Here is a 15,524-nt window from a genome sequence, read left to right as displayed (position 1 = left end):
CTCGGCCCGGTCAGGGCCGGCTCGGCCTCAGCCCCGTCCGGCCCGGCCCCGCAGTTCGACCGCCAGGCCGATCAGCTCGCCCCACCAGGCGTCGTGCCCGCTCAGCAGCAGCCGCTGCGCCTCGGCGACGGGGACCGTACGGACCTCGACCACCTGCTCGCCGTCCGCCGGGTTGGTCGGCGAGGACTCCAGCACGACCTCGCCCCAGCCCCACAGCCAGGCCTTCTCCGGGTGTGGCTGCCACGGCCGGTACGGCACCGGATCGTCGGTGCGGCAGCGGTGCGCGCCCAGCCAGCCCGGCTCGCCGAGCAGCCGGGCGCCCGCCTCCTCGCGCAGTTCGCGCTCCAGGCAGGAGGCGACGCTCTCGTCCTGCTCGCGGGTGCCGCCGGGCAGGAACCAGTGGTCCCGGTCGTCCCGGCAGAGCACCACCTCGCCGTCCGCGAAACCGACCAGGTGGATGTTGGTGACCAGTGAGTCCGGCGGCATCTCGATGGAGAACTGCGCGTCGTACCGTCCCCAGCTCCAGTGCTGCGGCGCGTGCAACGCCGGGAAGCGGGCGGCGAGTTCGGCGGCTCTGGCGGAGGTGTCGGTGCGGTCCGTGGTGTCGGTCATTCGGTGATCGTAGTGCCGGTCGGGAAACGGCGGGGAGCGGTCGGATGGACGAGGGCGATGTCGGACGTGGAGATGGCGCGCGGCCGGCGCGGGCGCAGCGTGTCGGTCGGTGCGCCGACCCAACTCCCCAGCGAGATCTCGGCGGTGATGCCCGGTCCGAAGCCGGCGATCAGTCCGGTGGTGCCCTCGGAGACGCCGCCGTCGTTGAACAGCCGGGCGAGGGCGTCGAAGACGACGGCGCTGGCGATGTTGCCGCGCTCGGTGAGCGTCGCGCGGCTGTAGCGGAAGGTGGCCGGCTCCAGGTTGAGGAAGCGGCACAGGTCGTCCAGGATGCGTGGGCCGCCGGCGTGCACGATGTAGAAGCCGAGCCCGGAGACGTCCCAGCCGTGCTCGCCGGCCAGGCCGCGCAGTGCGGGCGCGAGCATCTCCATCGTGCCGGGCACCCGCCGGTCCAGCTGGAAGTGGAAGCCGGTGTCCCTCACCCCGTACGAGATCCAGTCCTCGGTGCCCGGGACGAGGTGCGAGCCGTTGCGCTCGATCTGCACGCCGCGCCCGCCGTGCCCGCGCATCACCACGGCGGCCACCGCGTCCCCGAACAGGCCGTTGGAGAGCAGTGAGCCCACGCCGAGGTCGGTCGGCTGGTAGCAGAGCGAGCAGAACTCGCAGGCGACGATGAGCACGTTGGCGCCCGGGTAGGCGCGGCAGAAGTCGTGCGCGCGGTTGACGGCGGCGCCGCCGGCCGCGCAGCCGAGCTGGGCGATGGGCACCTGGCGGGTGTCGGAGCGGAAGCCCATGGTGTTGATCAGCCATGCGGTCATCGACGGCATCATGAAGCCGGTGCAGGACACGTAGACCATCAGGTCGATGTCCCGGGCGGTCAACTCGGCGTACTCGAGGGCGCGTTCGATCGCCTCGGGGACGCGGCGCTTGGCCTCGCGCTCGTACACCTCGTTGCGGACGGTGAAGCCCGGGTGGGTGAGGGTCCGCTCGATCGGCTGGACCAGGTGCCGGGTCCGCACCCCGGTGTTCTCGATCAGCCGCAGGGCCAGGCCGAGTTCGGGGTGGCCGGCGTGCAGGGTGCGGGCCAGGGCGAGGGTCTCGTCGAGGGTGATGACGTGCTCGGGTACGGCGATGGCGGGGCGGCAGAGTGTTGCCATGGGCGTGGGTCTCCCCTGGGGGCCTGCGGGCAGGCCGGTGGATGCCTGGAACGGTACGGGCGCGGCGGCGGTGGCGGGCGCGGCGGTGGCGGGCGGGGGAGCTGCTACCAGGCCACCGGCAGGGTGCGCGGGAACCGCCAGATCGAGCCGGAGTCCCAGTCGAGGTCGGCGGGTTCGGCGGCCAGCCGCAGGTCGGGGAAGCGCCGCAGCAGGGTGCCGATGGCGACCTGCAGCTCCATCCGGGCGAGGTGCGAGCCGAGGCAGTGGTGCTGGCCGTAGCCGAAGGCCATGTGGGTGGGCTCGCCGCGGTCGAGGTCCAGCTCGTCGGGGCGCTCGTAGACCGCCGGGTCTCGGTTGGCGGTCAGGTAGGAGACGTGCACCGCCTCGCCGGCCCGGATCAGCACCCTGCCCAGCTCGACGTCCTCGGTGGCGACCCGGGCGATGCCGACGCCCTGGCGGAACGGGATGAAGCGCAGCAGCTCCTCCAGGGCGCGCGGCAGCAGGTCGGGCTGGGCGCGGAGCTTGGCGAGCTGCTCGGGGTGGGTGAGCAGGGTGTAGGTGATGTTGCCGAGCTGGTAGGTGCTGGTGTCGTGGCCGGTGACCAGCAGGACCATCGCCATGACGGTCAGTTCGTCGGCGTCGAGCAGTTCGTCGCCGTCGCGGGCAGTGGCGAGGGCGCTGATCAGGTCCTCGCCGGGGTCGGCGCGGCGGGCGGCGGTCAGCTCGCTGAAGTAGCCGCGCAGGGCGGCCTTGGCGGCTTCCTGGCCGTCCCGGCTGGCCGGGCCCATCCGCATCATCGCGACGGCGTGGCCGCGGAGTTCGGCGCGGTCGGCTTCGGGGATGTCCAGCAGCTCGCAGATGGTGGTGAGCGGGAGCCGGGCGGCCAGGAAGTGCATCAGGTCGGCGGGGGAGCCGTGCTCCGCCATCTCGTCGTAATAGCCGTCGACGGTCCGCTGGGTGGCGGGGCGCATCCGCTCGACCTGGCGGTTGGTGAAGCCCTGGGCGACCAGTCGGCGGAGCCGGTTGTGGGCGGGCGGGTCCATCAGGTTGATCGCCTCGGACTGGGCGATCGGGGCGGGCGTCATCCGGGGCAGGTCGCGGCCGATGCCCGCGGCGCGGCTGAAGCGGCGGTCGGTGGTGACCACCCGGACGTCCTCGTAGCGGGTGGCCAGCCAGGCCTCGCCCTCGCCGTGCGGCAGCCGGATCCGGGCGATCGGGGCCTCGGTGAGCAGCCGCTTGAGGAGGGGGTCGAACTCCAGGCCGTCGGTGTGGTGGAAGGGGCAGTCCCACACGAGGGGAGTGGTGGTCACGGGCCTGTCCAATGGTCTTCGTCATGCCGGGTGATGCCGCCCGCGGTGGATCTTCCGTTCGGGCGCGGACATGCAGATGTTGCCCCATGAACTGGCAAAACGGGGGATTCGACGTGGAGTTAGCTCTAATGAGTGAGATGAATGATTGTCATGTGAACTGCCGTATTTGTGAGGCGAGTTGATGGTCAGCCGCCGCCGCCCCGTGCGACCAGCCCGGTCTCGTAGGCGAGGACCACCGCCTGCGCCCGGTCGCGCAGGTTCAGCTTGGCGAAGATCCGGGCCACGTGCGTCTTCACCGTCGACTCGCTGAGGGTGAGTTCGCGCGCCAACTCGGTGTTGGAGAGCCCGCGTCCGAGCAGGGCGAGCACCTCCGCCTCGCGCGGGGTGAGCGGGGCGAGGTCGCGGTGCAGCGGCGGGCCGTCGGCACCGGGAGCCGGACGCGGGGCGCCGGCCGCGAAGCGCTCGACCAGCCGTCGGGTGATCGAGGGCGCGAGCAGGGCGTCCCCGGTGTCCACCAGCCGTACGGCGGCGGCGAGGTGGGCGGAGGTGACGTCCTTGAGCAGGAAGCCGCTGGCCCCGGCGGACAGGGCGGCGTAGACGTAGTGGTCGAGGTCGAAGGTGGTCAGCATGATCACCCGGCAGTCCGGTACCCGGGCGAGGATGCGCCGGGCGGCCTCCAGGCCGTCCATGCCGGGCATCCGGATGTCCAGCAGGGCGACGTCCGGCCGGTGCAGGACGGCGGCGGCCACCGCCCCGGCGCCGTCGCCGGCCTCGGCGACCACGTCGATGCCGCGCGCGGTCAGGATCATCCGGAAGCCGGTGCGGACCAGCTCCTGGTCGTCGGCGATCACCACCCGGGGGCGGCGCTCCTGGTGCTCTTCCTCCACGGTGCCCTCCGTCGTCTGCTCCGTCGTCTGCTCCGTCGTCTGCCCGGTCGCCCGCGCTGTCGCCCGCTCCGTCACGGCCGGTCCAGCGGGATGCGGGCGCGGACCCGGTAGCCGCCGCCGAGCCGGCGCCGGGCGTCCAGGTCCCCGCCGTACACGGCGACGCGCTCGCGCAGGCCGATCAGCCCGCGCCCGGCGCCGTCGGCCGGCCGCGGTGCCGGGGCGGGCGCGCCGGGCGGGGCACCGGACAGCACGCTCGGCCCGCTGTTCAGCACCTCGACCCGCAGGAAGTGGTCCGCGTAGCGCACCGTCACCTCCGCCGTCACCCCGTCCCCGTGCTTGAGCGCGTTGGTCAGCGCTTCCTGGACGATCCGGTACGCCGTCACGTCGATGCCGGCGGGCAGCGGCCGGGGCTCGCCGGAGATCCGGACCTCGACCGGCAGCCCGGCGAAGGCGAACCGGTCGATCAGCGGGCTCAGCCGGCCCAGGCTCGGCTGCGGCGCGAGGTCCTCCCCGTCCGCCTCCTCGCTGCCGTCCGCGGCGGGGGCGAGCAGGCCGAGCAGGTGCCGCAGTTCGGTCATCGCGTCCCGCCCGGCGGCCTCGACGGCGCCCATCGCCGCCGCCGCCTCCTCGGGCATGGTGGCCAGCACCTCGCGCGCCGCCCCGGCCTGCACCACCATCAGACTCACGTTGTGGCTGACGATGTCGTGCAACTCGGCGGCGATCCGAGCCCGTTCGGCGTCCACGGCGGTACGGGCGGCGCTCTCGCGCTCCCGTTCCAGCAGCCAGCCGCGCTCGCCGATGGCCGCCCGGTGCAGCCGCCGCGCCCGGGCCAGCGCCACGGCCAGCCAGCCCGCGCCCACGCCCGCCGTCCCCGCCACCGCGACGGCGGCCCACTCCAACCCCGTTCCCCACACGGCACCAGCTTCCCAGGTCACGGCATGATCCACATCATCCGGGAGTGCCGGGCCCGTACATCCCCGGTACTACGGCCGCCCGCGGTTACACCTCGGGTGGGACGTACCGGCGGGGCGCCCGCGCCTACCGTCGTCCACCATGAGCAACGACCACGACGGGACCTCCCGGCCGGACGACGCGCAGGTCGTCGTCGAGCTGTCCGGGGTCCACAAGGAGTTCGGCGACGCCAGGGCCCTCGACGGCGTCGACCTGCGGATCCGGGCGGGCGAGGCGGTCGCCGTGATGGGCCCCTCGGGGTGCGGCAAGTCCACCCTGCTGAACATGGTGGCCGGCCTGGACCGGCCCACCTCCGGCACCGTCCGGGTCCAGGGACAGGACCTCGGGCAACTGAACGAGACCGGCCTGGCCCTCTTCCGCCGCCGACACGTCGGCATGATCTTCCAGTTCTTCAACCTGATCGACGACCTCCCGGCCCTCGACAACGTCGCCCTGGCCGCCCAGCTGACCGGCACCACCGCCCGCCAGGCCCGCCGCCGCGCCCTGGAACTGCTGGACGAACTCGGCGTCGCCCACCGCAAGGACGTCTACCCGGCCGCGCTCAGCGGCGGCGAGCGCCAGCGGGTCGCGGTGGCCCGGGCCCTGATGAACCGTCCGGCCCTGCTGCTGGCCGACGAGCCGACCGGCGCGCTGGACAGCCGCTCCGGCGAGCAGGTGATGGACCTGCTGATCGACCTCAACCAGATCGGCCAGACCCTGCTGATCGTCACCCACGACCCCAACCTGGCCACCCGCTGCGCCAGCCGGCTGGTCGAGGTCGCGGACGGCAAGGTGGCGCGCGAGCGGATGCTGGAGGCCCAGTCGTGAGCGAGCGAAGCGAGGGAACCGTCAAGAGGTGCGTGTTGCGCGAAGCGCCCGCCGAGCGCAGCGAGGTGGGCGCATGAGCGGGGCCGTCTGGCGGGCGTCGCGGGCGGCGGTGAAGCGCCGCCGGGTGCAGACCATCGTGATCGGCCTGGTCGTCTTCTGCTCCACCGCGACCGTGCTGCTCGCCCTCGCGGTGATCAGCGCCGCCCGGGCCCCGTTCGACGCCGCCTTCGAGGCCGAGCACGGCGCCCACGTCAGCGCCGTCTTCGACCCGGCCAAGGCCTCGGCGGACCAACTGGCCGCCACCGCCCACCGGCCGGGCGTCGAGGCCGCCGCCGGGCCCTTCGACCAGGCCGTGGTGACCATCCCCACCGACTGGGCCGGCCACCCGCCGGGCCCGCTGACCCTGGTCGGCCGGCCCGACCCGGCGGCCGCGCCGGTGGACCGCGCGGAACTGCTGTCCGGCCGCTGGGCCACCGCACCCGGGGAGATGGTCATGGCCACGGCCGGGGGCTCCGCAGAGGGAGTCATCGGCACGTCGATCACCACCGGCACCGGGCTCAAGCTCACCATCGTGGGCTCCGCGTCCACGATGAGCCAGTCCGCCGGCGGCTGGGTCACCCCCCAGCAGGCGGCCGCCCTGCACCCCACCGGCCGGCAGATGCTCTACCGTTTCACCGACGCGGGCACCGAACAGCAGCTCACCACCTCGCTCGCCAACGCCACCGAGGGCCTGCCCGGGGACGCCGTCGCCAGCGGGCAGTCCTACCTGGTGCTCAAGCAGGCCTTCTCGGCGGGCGCCGACGCCTACCTGCCGCTGATGACGGTCTTCGGCGTGCTCGGCCTGATCGTCGCCGCGCTGATCATCGGCAACGTGGTCAGTGGTGCGGTGGTCTCCGGCTACCGGCACATCGGGGTGCTGAAGTCGATCGGCTTCACCCCGCGCCAGGTGGTCACGGTCTACCTGACCATGGTCTCGGTGCCCGCCGTCGTCGGCACCGTCCTCGGTACGGCGGCCGGCTGGGCGGCCGCGTACCCGATCCTGCTGACCGCGTTCAGCGGGATCGCGACCGGCACCGCCGTGATCGAACCGGCCGGCTGGCTGCCGGTCGCGACCCTGCTCGGCGTCCCGTTGCTGGTCGCGCTCGCCGCCTTCGTCCCCGCCTCGCGGGCCCGCCGGCTCTCCGCCGCCGAGGCCATCTCGGCCGGCAGCGCGCCGCGCGGCGGGCGCGGCCTCAAGGTCCAGCGTTGGCTGAGCGGCACCCGGCTGCCGCGCGCCGTCAGCCTCGGCCTCGGCCAGCCCTTCGCCCGCCCGGCCCGCACCGCGCTGACCATGGCGGCGATCGCACTCGGCGTGGTCACCGTGACCGTGACCACAGGGGTGACCGGCACCCTGGCCAAGTCCATGACCGCGTCCGACACGTACACCCACATCAACGTGCAGACCGGTGCCTTCTCGGACAACAAGGTCGCGCCCCGGCTGACCCAGGAGCAGACCGAGGCGATGCTGCACGCCACCCCCGGCGCCGACCGGGTCTCCGTCCGCGGCCTCCTCCGGGTCGCCGTCGCGGGCCAGCCGCAGCTGGTCTTCGCCAACTTCTACGGCGGCGACGCCATGGTCGACCACCGGCGGCTCGACGTGGTCGAGGGCCGCCCGGCGACCGGGCTGGGCGAGGCCGAGGTCGGACCGGCCTTCCTCGACCAGCACGGGCTCAAGCTCGGCGACAAGGTCACCCTGCTGCTGGACGGCCGGCAGACCACCGTCACCATCGTCGGCGAGGAGGCCCAGGGCAACGCCAACGCGCTCACCTCCAACGCCGCCACCGCAGCTCTGCTCACCTCCGACCCGCACGTGGTCGAGTACGACGTACGGCTCGCCCCCGGCACCGACGCCAGGGCCTACCGGGACGCGGTCTCGGCGGCCGACCCGAGCCTGTCGACCTCGGTGGTCACCGCGGGCACGGAAGGGTCGATCGTCGCGATCCAGTCCTTCACCACGATCTTCACCGTCCTGCTGTCGGTGGTCGCCGCGCTAGGCGTCTTCAACACGCTGCTGCTCACCATCCGCGAGCGCCGCCGCGACCTCGGCATGCTCAAGTCGATCGGGATGACGCCCCGGCAGGTCGTCGCCATGACCATCACCTCGGTGGCCTGGCAGGGCGTGGCCAGCGGGATCATCGGCATCCCGGTCGGGATCCTGGTGCACCGGGTGATCGTCGAGAACGTCCGGATCATCCACTTCACGGACTCGATGATCGACGTCTGGGGCGCCCCGCTGCTGGCCGCCCTCGCCCTCGCGGGAATCGCGATCGCCGTCCTCGGCGCGCTCGTCCCGGCCCGCTCGGCGGCCCGGCTGCCGATCGCGGAGGTGCTGCACAACGAGTGAGGTTCTGCACAACGAGTGAGGTTCTGCGGGAGCGGACGGCCGGGCGAGGAACCGCCCGGCCGTCCGTCGCGTCCCAACTCCCGTCGACACCCGGGGAGATGAGGCGAGTGCCCGTCAGCCGTAACGGATTGGGCCCGAGGGCGGCCGCCACGCTCGGCGGCGTCGTGCTGTTCCGACTCGGGCAGAGCCTGCCGCTGCCCGGCGTCGACCCGGCGGTCCTGCGGCGGGTCGCGGACCGCACCCAGCCGGCCGACCAACTGCGCGGCCTGGCGCGGCCGACGGGTACCGGTTCAGCGGCGCGAGCCTGCTGGTGGCGGCCGGTACGGCGCTCGGTGCGGTCGGGCAGCTGATGCGGGACGTCCAGCGGGCGGCGGTGCCGCGCCGTGTCGCCGAGTGGGCGAGGCACCCCCGGTCGAGACCGTATGGGCGCCTATCATCGCGCCATGGCCACCGCTGAGCTGATCCGCATCGTCTCCCGCTCCTCGCCCATGGCACTCGCCCAGGTCGACCGGGTCCGCGCCGAACTCGCCGCGCTGCACCCGGACCTGCGTACCGAGGTGGTGCCGGTCACCACCTCGGGCGACCGCTGGACCGGGGACCTCGCCGCCCTGGGCGGCAAGGGCGCTTTCACCAAGGAGGTCGACGCCGCGCTGCTCGCCGGGGAAGCCGACGTCGCCGTGCACTGCCTCAAGGACGTGCCCGCCGACCGCCCGCTGCCCGCCGGCACCGTCTTCGCCGCCTACCTGCGCCGGGACGACATCCGCGACGCCCTCGTCCACCCCGGCGGCCTGACCCTGGCCGAACTCCCGCCCGGTACCCGGATCGGCACCTCCTCCGTCCGCCGCACCGCCCAACTCGCCGCCGCCCACCCGCACCTGGAATGCGTACCGATCCGCGGCAACGCCAACAGCCGGCTCGCCAAGCTCGAGGCCGGCACCGTCGACGCCCTGCTGCTCGCCGTCTCCGGCCTGGAGCGGATCGGCGAGCAGGCACGGATCACCGAGGTCCTCGGCATCGAGGCGATGTGCCCGCCGATCGGCGCCGGGACCCTCGTCCTGCAGTGCCGCGAGGACGACACCGCGACCATCGACGCCGTCACCACGCTCGGCCACCACGACACCTGGCGCGAGGCGGCGGCCGAGCGGATGTTCCTGCACGTGCTGCAGGGCCACTGCAACAGCCCGATCGCCGGCTACGCCAAGGCCGAGCCGGACGGCCGGCTCTCCCTGCGCGGCCGGGTCTTCACCCCGGACGGCAAGCGGGTGCTGGACGCCCACGAGTGGGCGGGCGCGCTCAGCCCGGAGGACCTGGGGACCTCGGTGGCCCTGGCGCTCAAGCGGCAGGGGGCGCAGGAGCTGATCACCTCGATCGCGCACTGAATCGCTCACTGGATCGCGCACCGAACCGCGTACTGGATCGCGCACGGCGCGCGGCCGTGCGCCCGTTCCGCGGCTGCTTCGTTCCAGTGGGTGTGATCGTCAGAGTGCGGCGGCGGCAGCGCCGGCAGCCCGGCCGAGGCAACACCTTTCCCGTCGCGAGAACCGAGCAGCCGCGTGGGGCGTCCGTTGAGGCGTGATCAGTGCGGTGATCGGCGGGATGCCGATGTTCTGGCCCGGGCTGCTGCTCTCGCTGGCGCCCGCGGCCCTGCTGAACCGGCCGGTGGGGCGGCTGTTGCGGGCCCACTGGGCGGTGGGCTTCATGCTGCTGCTCGGGCTCGGCGGGGTGGTCGTGGCGACGCTGCTGCCGGAGGCGTTCCGGCTCTCCGAGGACGCCGTCCGGCACTGCACCGTCGAGGGCGGGCGGCCGCGCTCGCCGTACGAGCTGCTGCACGTCCGGCACATCGAGCTCAAGCTGGCGACCTACGCCCCGGTCGGCTTCGCGGCCGCGCTGGCGGGGACCCGGCGGCGGGCGACGACGGCGCTGTTCGGCGCGGCGGCGCTGCCGTTCGCGGTGTCGGCGTTGCACTACGCGCTGCCGGTGATCGGGCGGACCTGCGATGTGCAGGACGTCTGGGACGGGGTGCAGGGGGTTGCCCTGGGCGCCGCGGCGGGGTTGCTGGTCGGGCCGGTGGTACGGGCGGTGGCCCGGCAGTCCTGGCGCCAGGCCTGAGCGTCGGTCACCGTCGCACGGGTAGCTCCTCGGTCACCGTTCCTCGGGCATCGCTCCCTCACCGTTCCTCGGGCAGCCCGTCGGGAAGCTCGTCGAGGAGCGGGAAGAGGCGGGTGACGGCGGCGACCGGGCGGGCGTCGGCGGGGCGGGCGGCCGGGTCGGCCTCGCGACGCCGGTAGCGGGCGAGGACCTGGCGGACGGCCTCGCCGACGGCCGAAAGCTCGTCGGGGGTCAGGTAGACGACGGCGCTGAAGGCCTCGTCGTGCTGCCAGTCGGCGGGGGCCTCGGCGCGCCGGGCGAGCCAGCGCCGGTAGCTCTCGTCCTCCAGGCCGCGGGCCAACGCGCCGAACTGGTCTTCCGTCCGGTCTTCCACCCGGCCTTGCGCCTGGTCGTCCGGGACGGGCTGCTGCTCGTGCGGCAGGCGCCACGGCCGGGCCCGCCCGTCGGTGGCCGGGGCCTCCTCGATCAGCCCGTGGCGGGCCAGCTGCCGCAGGTGGAAGGAGCACAGGCCGGAGCTGTAGCCGAGCCGGGCGGCCGCCTCGGTGGAGGTGAGGGTGCCGCGTTCCGCGAGCAGCTCGAGCAGCGCGGTGCGGACGGCGTGCTCGGGGAGGGCGCCGGTTCTGATGAGGTCTTCGGTCACTTTGCAAAGTCTGCTACTTTGCAAAGCTGACAGCAAGCCGTGCCACCCCCGAAGGAGCACCCGTGTCCGAGCTGCGCGAACGCCCGACCGTTCTGCGGATCACCGAAGTGGGGGAGGAGATCCTGCGCCGCACCTGCCGCCCGGCGACCGAGGACGACTTCGGCAGCGAGCGCCTGGCCCGGCTGATCGACTCCATGTTCGCCACCATGTACGTCGCCGACGGCTGCGGCCTCGCCGCCAACCAGGTGGACGTGGACCTGCGCCTGTTCGTCTACGACTGCCCCGACGACGACGGCGTCCGGCACGTCGGCCACGTGCTCAACCCGGTGGTGGACGAGCAGGAACCCGGCCGCCGCCTGATCGAGGACGCCGAGGGCTGCCTGTCCGTGCCGGGGGCGGACACCCGGCTCGCGCGGCCGGCCCACGCGGTCGTGCGCGGCGTCGACCAGCACGGCAATCCCGTCACCATCGAGGGCACGGGGTACTTCGCCCGCTGCCTCCAGCACGAGACCGACCACCTGAACGGCCACCTGTACCTCGACCGGCTCTCCGCCCGGGACCGGAAGCGGATGATGAAGCAGACCGCCGACCGGCGCGAGAAGGTGTTCGCCGAGCGGGCCACCAGGGCCGCCAAGGCCGCCAGGGCCGCCGAGGCCACCGAGACAGCCGAGGCCGCCGAGGCCGGGCGTTAGGGCGACGCGGTGACCGACCCCGCCCACCTCGCCGCCGTCCGGGAGTCGTACGACACCGTCGCCGCCGACTACGTCCGCCTGGTCGTCCCGCCGGAGGGCATGGACCCGGTGTCCAGGGCGATGCTCGCCGCCTTCGCCGAACTGGTCCGGGCTTCGGGCGGCGGCGAGGTCGCGGACCTCGGGTGCGGCCCGGGGCGGGTGACGGCGTACCTGGACGGTCTGGGGCTGTCGGCCTTCGGCGTGGACGTCTCGGGCGAGATGGTCGCGCTCGCCCGCCGCGCGTACCCCGAACTCCGGTTCCGGCAGGGCACGATGACCGCCCTCGACCTCCCCGACGGCGCCCTCGGCGGCATCCTCGCCTGGTACTCCGTCCACCACACCCCGCCCGAGCTGCTGCCCGCACTGTTCGCCGGGTTCCACCGCGCCCTCGCGCCCGGCGGCCACCTCCTCCTCGGCGGCCACATCGGCGACGCCCGACTGCACCCGGCGACGGGCTACGGCCACCCGGTCTCGTACACCTCCCACCTCGTCCCGGCCGACCGGCTGGTCGAGCTGCTGGCCGGGGCCGGCTTCACCGTCACCACCCGGCTGGAACAGCCCTGCCCGGGCCACCCGGACCGCGGGTACGTCAGCCTGCTGGCGCACGGGTAGTCGGCTCCGTCAGGGGGCTCCTGCCACCAGCCGTTATGCTCCGGGGCCATCGCGCGGGAAGTCGGCGTGGCCGACTTCCCGCGCGCGTGCATCGCTGGGCCGGATGACTATGTAGACCGACCGTCATATCCGTGCCGCAAGTGTCGCGCGAGAAGTCGACCGGGCCGACTTCCTGTGGGTGTAGCTGCCCCTGGTGTGCGGGCGGGGGCTGGTGGTTCCGAAGGCTGAGGGCGCGGTCAGTCGCCCGCGTTCCCGGTGACCAGGGAATCGGCGAGCCGCTCCGCCGTGGCCGGGTCCAGTGGTCCGTGGCCGAGCAGGAAGCGGTACCAGAACACCCCGTAGACCTGGTCCACGATCAGCTCCAGGTCGGCGTTCCCGGCCAGTTCGCCGCGCTCGCGTCCCCGGGAGAGGAGTTCGCGCAGGGCGGTGCGGCGGGTGGCGGTGAAGGTCTGCATGAGCTCGGCGAGGTGCGGGTCGCGGGCGGCCTCGCGGGCGAGGGTGCGCAGGGCGGAGGCGGTGGTGCTGCGCTGGGCGGCGTCGAAGGTGGTGGCGACGAAGGCGCGCAGGTCGGTGCGCAGGGTGCCGGTGTCGGGGCCGTGGACGTCCTGGTCGGCGCGGTCGGTGAGGGCGTCGAGCAGGACGGCGCCCTTGGAGGGCCACCACCGGTAGACGGTCTGCTTGCCGACGCCGGCCGTACGCGCGATGGCGTCGATGGTGACGGGGGTGCCGTCGGAGTCGGCGAGCAGGTGGAGGGCGGCGTCGAGGATCGCCCGGTGGGCGGCCTCGTTGCGGCGGCGTCCGGTGTGCGGGCGCGTGGACGGGCCCCGCTCGGCCTGCTCGGTCGCCCGGTCGGCCTGCTCCGGCTGGTCAGCCTGCTCCGCGCGATCCGCTCGGGGTTCGGTCTCGCTCATGGTCGCCCTCTCTTCCTGCCCCGTTTTCTTGCCCCTGCTTGACAAGACTAGCAGTCTCGACAAACATCATTACCGGAACAGACGGTCTCGACAAGTTGAAAGGCCCCACCATGAGCACTGCGTCAAACCACTTCGCCGGACAGCACGTCGTCGTGATGGGCGGCAGCTCGGGCATCGGCGAGGCGGCCGCCACCGCCTTCGCGGCGGACGGCGCCGAGGTCGTGGTCACCGGCCGTGACCGCGAGCGGCTGGACGCCGCCGTCGCCCGGATCGGGGGCAAGATCACCGGCCGTCAGCTGGACGCGGCCGACCCCGCCGCCGTCGCCGCCTTCTTCGCCGAGGAGGGCACCGTGGACCACCTGGTCGTCGCGGTCAGCGGCGCGGCCGGCAGTGGCCCGTTCGCCCAGCTCGACCTGGCCGACCTCGCCACCGGCTTCGACGCCAAGTTCTGGCCGCAGGTCCGCGTCCTGCAGGCGGCGCTGCCGCACCTGCGCAACGACGGCTCGGTCACCCTGATCACCGCCGCCTCCGCCCGCGCCGCCATCCCCGGCACCGCAGGCCTGGCCGCGATCAACGGCGCGCTGGAGGCGATGGTCCCGCCGCTGGCCGTCGAGCTCGCCCCGCTGCGGGTCAACGCGGTCTCGCCCGGCGTCATCGACACCCCGTGGTGGGACCGTGTCCCGGCCGAGCAGCGCACCGCGCTCTTCGAGGGCCTCGCCGCCACCACCCCGGTCGGCCGGGTCGGCCGCGCCGAGGACGTCGCCCGGGCGATCCACATGCTGGCGGCCAACACCTTCGTGACGGGCGTGGTGTTCGACTGCACCGGTGGGGCCAACCTGCCCACCGGCCGCTGAGCCGGCGGCGGCCCGCTCCGGGGCGGCTTCCCGGGGCGGGCCGTTGTCACGGGTCCCACAGGTCTCACAGCTCCCTGGGGTGGCTGCTACGACAGGTGGGCCGTCACCTCACCACTCCGCCACCCGGTAGTCCTTGAGGAACACGCCCGACACCGGGTGCCCGGCCTCGCCCCGGACGATCGGGTCGTACACCCGGGCCGCGCCGTCCACGATGTCCAGCGGGGTGCGGAAGCCGTGGGCGGCGATCCGGGCCTTCTTGGGCGCCGGGTTCTCGTCGGTGATCCAGCCGGTGTCGACGGCGCACATGTGCACGCCCCGGGTGGCGAGTTCGGCGGCGCTGGTGCGGGTGAGCATGTTGAGCGCGGCCTTGGCCATGTTGGTGTGCGGGTGCCGGGCGGTCTTGTTGCGGACGGCGAACCGGCCCTCCACGGCCGTGACGTTGACGATGTAGCGGGCGGGCTGCGGGGAGGCGAGCAGCAGGGGCAGCAGCCGGTCGCAGAGCAGCGCCGGGGCCAGGGCGTTGACCAGCTGGGTCTCCAGGATCTCCGCCGGGTCGAGCGAACCGAGCGTGGCGGACCAGGAGTTGGCGGCGGCGAGGTCGGGCAGCAGCCCGGCCTCGTCCGTCAGGTCGAGCAGGGATCCCATGCCCGAGGGGAGTCGGGGCGTCCCGGCGAGCGGCCGGAACCCGGGGGCGTGGCCGATGGCCCGGCGGTCGGCGGCGGGCAGGGCGTCCTGCTCGCCGGCGGCCAGCAGTGCGTACGACTCGGGCGGGCGGCGCAGCGTCTGGGCGGCGTTGTTGACGAGGATGTCGAGTGGGCGTCCGTCGGCGCGCAACTGCTCGGTCAGGCCCAGGACTTGGCGCGGGTCGCGGAGGTCGATGCCGACCACGGTGAGGCGCTCCCACCAGCGCTCGCTGCCCTCGGCGGCGCGGAAGCGGCGGACGGTGTCCTGGGGGAAGCGGCTGGTGACGATGAGCTCGACGCCGTCGCGCAGCATCATCAGGGCGAGCTGGAAGCCGATCTTCACCCGCCCGCCGGTGAGCAGCGCGCGGCGCCCGTGCAGGTCGGTGGCGAGGGCTCGGCGGGCGGTGTTGTCGGCCGAGCAGTCCGGGCAGAGCATGTGGTAGAAGCCGTCGACCTGGCGGTAGGCCTGTTTGCAGACGTAGCACTTGCGCGGTATCCGCAGCTCGCCGACGGGCCCGCCGCCGGGTGCGAGCGGCGCGTCCTCGCGGCGGTGCCGGCCGCCGGTCGCGGTGGCGGCGAGCAGTGCGGCGTCGGCGTCCCGGAGGGCCTGCCGCGACTCCTGGCGGCGGCGCTTGCGGCTCTCCATCACGAAGGAGCTGAGCTGCCGCTCGGCGTGCAGCCGGGTGCGGTCGTGGGAGGGGAGTGCGCGGAGGCGGCCGAGGGTGCGGCTGAACGCGGCGAGTTCCTCGGTGGTGAGGCCGCCGGCGCAGGCGGCGTCGCTCGTCGGATGGATGGTGATCAGCTGGTTGTGGTCGTCCCGGACCGTCATGTCCGCTCCCTCGTGCCGTACAGGTGG

General features: G+C 73.8%; 16 protein-coding genes. 8 read left to right on the top strand and 8 right to left on the bottom strand.

Going from position 1 to position 15,524, the window contains the following annotated elements:
• Nucleotides 1-27: 27 nt before the first annotated feature.
• From ACZ51D_RS28440 to ACZ51D_RS28420, 5 genes are all read right to left on the bottom strand, one after another.
• Nucleotides 28-612, bottom strand: coding sequence for an NUDIX hydrolase (locus ACZ51D_RS28440; RefSeq protein ID WP_360499346.1), 585 nt, complete (start codon nt 610-612; stop codon nt 28-30).
• Nucleotides 609-1,769: a type III polyketide synthase gene (locus tag ACZ51D_RS28435; RefSeq protein WP_465663833.1), complete on the bottom strand. Its 1,161-nt coding sequence runs from the start codon at nt 1,767-1,769 to the stop codon at nt 609-611. Before ACZ51D_RS28435 ends, ACZ51D_RS28440 begins: the two co-directional genes overlap by 4 nt.
• A gap of 104 nt (nt 1,770-1,873) precedes the next feature.
• Nucleotides 1,874-3,079 carry a cytochrome P450 gene (locus ACZ51D_RS28430; protein ID WP_465663832.1) on the bottom strand — a complete coding sequence of 402 codons (1,206 nt, stop codon included), beginning with the start codon at nt 3,077-3,079 and terminating at the stop codon, nt 1,874-1,876.
• Nucleotides 3,080-3,264: 185 nt separating this feature from the next.
• Nucleotides 3,265-3,966, bottom strand: a complete 702-nt coding sequence (locus ACZ51D_RS28425) for a response regulator (RefSeq protein WP_465618626.1) — start codon at nt 3,964-3,966, stop codon at nt 3,265-3,267.
• Between the two features lie 71 nt (nt 3,967-4,037).
• Entirely contained in the window at nt 4,038-4,901 is an 864-nt protein-coding gene (locus tag ACZ51D_RS28420; protein WP_465618628.1) for a sensor histidine kinase, read from the bottom strand.
• A gap of 118 nt (nt 4,902-5,019) precedes the next feature.
• Here ACZ51D_RS28420 and ACZ51D_RS28415 point away from each other — a divergent pair, with 118 nt between their 5' ends.
• The 5 genes from ACZ51D_RS28415 to ACZ51D_RS28395 all read left to right on the top strand — a co-directional run bounded on the left by ACZ51D_RS28415 (nt 5,020) and on the right by ACZ51D_RS28395 (nt 10,237).
• The gene (locus ACZ51D_RS28415) at nt 5,020-5,745 is read left to right on the top strand and encodes an ABC transporter ATP-binding protein (protein WP_465618630.1); all 726 of its coding nucleotides are present in this window, start codon (nt 5,020-5,022) and stop codon (nt 5,743-5,745) included.
• Between the two features lie 73 nt (nt 5,746-5,818).
• Nucleotides 5,819-8,128, top strand: coding sequence for an ABC transporter permease (locus ACZ51D_RS28410; RefSeq protein ID WP_465663831.1), 2,310 nt, complete (start codon nt 5,819-5,821; stop codon nt 8,126-8,128).
• Nucleotides 8,129-8,235: 107 nt separating this feature from the next.
• Complete coding sequence (locus ACZ51D_RS28405; RefSeq protein WP_465618634.1) at nt 8,236-8,478, top strand: hypothetical protein; 243 nt, start codon at nt 8,236-8,238, stop codon at nt 8,476-8,478.
• Nucleotides 8,479-8,571: 93 nt separating this feature from the next.
• Nucleotides 8,572-9,507, top strand: coding sequence for a hydroxymethylbilane synthase (gene hemC, locus ACZ51D_RS28400; protein ID WP_465618636.1), 936 nt, complete (start codon nt 8,572-8,574; stop codon nt 9,505-9,507).
• A 193-nt stretch (nt 9,508-9,700) separates the two neighbouring features.
• Entirely contained in the window at nt 9,701-10,237 is a 537-nt protein-coding gene (locus ACZ51D_RS28395) for a hypothetical protein (protein WP_465663830.1), read from the top strand.
• Nucleotides 10,238-10,295: 58 nt separating this feature from the next.
• Here ACZ51D_RS28395 and ACZ51D_RS28390 read toward each other — a convergent pair whose 3' ends face one another.
• Nucleotides 10,296-10,877, bottom strand: a complete 582-nt coding sequence (locus ACZ51D_RS28390; RefSeq protein ID WP_465618640.1) for a helix-turn-helix domain-containing protein — start codon at nt 10,875-10,877, stop codon at nt 10,296-10,298.
• A 26-nt stretch (nt 10,878-10,903) separates the two neighbouring features.
• Here ACZ51D_RS28390 and def point away from each other — a divergent pair, with 26 nt between their 5' ends.
• Nucleotides 10,904-11,569 carry a peptide deformylase gene (def, locus tag ACZ51D_RS28385; RefSeq protein ID WP_465663884.1) on the top strand — a complete coding sequence of 222 codons (666 nt, stop codon included), beginning with the start codon at nt 10,904-10,906 and terminating at the stop codon, nt 11,567-11,569.
• Nucleotides 11,570-11,578: 9 nt separating this feature from the next.
• Complete coding sequence (locus tag ACZ51D_RS28380) at nt 11,579-12,220, top strand: class I SAM-dependent methyltransferase (protein WP_465663829.1); 642 nt, start codon at nt 11,579-11,581, stop codon at nt 12,218-12,220.
• A 236-nt stretch (nt 12,221-12,456) separates the two neighbouring features.
• Here ACZ51D_RS28380 and ACZ51D_RS28375 read toward each other — a convergent pair whose 3' ends face one another.
• Entirely contained in the window at nt 12,457-13,131 is a 675-nt protein-coding gene (locus tag ACZ51D_RS28375; protein WP_465618644.1) for a TetR/AcrR family transcriptional regulator, read from the bottom strand.
• A gap of 110 nt (nt 13,132-13,241) precedes the next feature.
• Here ACZ51D_RS28375 and ACZ51D_RS28370 point away from each other — a divergent pair, with 110 nt between their 5' ends.
• Entirely contained in the window at nt 13,242-13,985 is a 744-nt protein-coding gene (locus ACZ51D_RS28370) for an SDR family oxidoreductase (protein ID WP_465663828.1), read from the top strand.
• Nucleotides 13,986-14,093: 108 nt separating this feature from the next.
• Here ACZ51D_RS28370 and ACZ51D_RS28365 read toward each other — a convergent pair whose 3' ends face one another.
• Nucleotides 14,094-15,497 carry an SDR family NAD(P)-dependent oxidoreductase gene (locus ACZ51D_RS28365; RefSeq protein ID WP_465663827.1) on the bottom strand — a complete coding sequence of 468 codons (1,404 nt, stop codon included), beginning with the start codon at nt 15,495-15,497 and terminating at the stop codon, nt 14,094-14,096.
• Between the last annotated feature and the right edge of the window lie 27 nt (nt 15,498-15,524).

Source organism: Kitasatospora sp. NPDC033851 (assembly GCF_055576085.1).
The sequence above is the reverse complement of the archived record's forward strand: the minus strand, read 5'-3'. Positions and strand labels throughout refer to the sequence as shown.

What these genes read in the sequence shown, in the direction of transcription:
- ACZ51D_RS28440 (WP_360499346.1), bottom strand. Translation starts at nt 612, where the DNA reads ATGACCGACACCACGGACCGCACCGACACCTCCGCCAGAGCCGCCGAA.
- ACZ51D_RS28435 (WP_465663833.1), bottom strand. Translation starts at nt 1,769, where the DNA reads ATGGCAACACTCTGCCGCCCCGCCATCGCCGTACCCGAGCACGTCATC.
- ACZ51D_RS28415 (WP_465618630.1), top strand. Translation starts at nt 5,020, where the DNA reads ATGAGCAACGACCACGACGGGACCTCCCGGCCGGACGACGCGCAGGTC.
- ACZ51D_RS28410 (WP_465663831.1), top strand. Translation starts at nt 5,819, where the DNA reads ATGAGCGGGGCCGTCTGGCGGGCGTCGCGGGCGGCGGTGAAGCGCCGC.
- hemC (WP_465618636.1), top strand. Translation starts at nt 8,572, where the DNA reads ATGGCCACCGCTGAGCTGATCCGCATCGTCTCCCGCTCCTCGCCCATG.
- ACZ51D_RS28375 (WP_465618644.1), bottom strand. Translation starts at nt 13,131, where the DNA reads ATGAGCGAGACCGAACCCCGAGCGGATCGCGCGGAGCAGGCTGACCAG.
- ACZ51D_RS28370 (WP_465663828.1), top strand. Translation starts at nt 13,242, where the DNA reads ATGAGCACTGCGTCAAACCACTTCGCCGGACAGCACGTCGTCGTGATG.
- ACZ51D_RS28365 (WP_465663827.1), bottom strand. Translation starts at nt 15,497, where the DNA reads ATGACGGTCCGGGACGACCACAACCAGCTGATCACCATCCATCCGACG.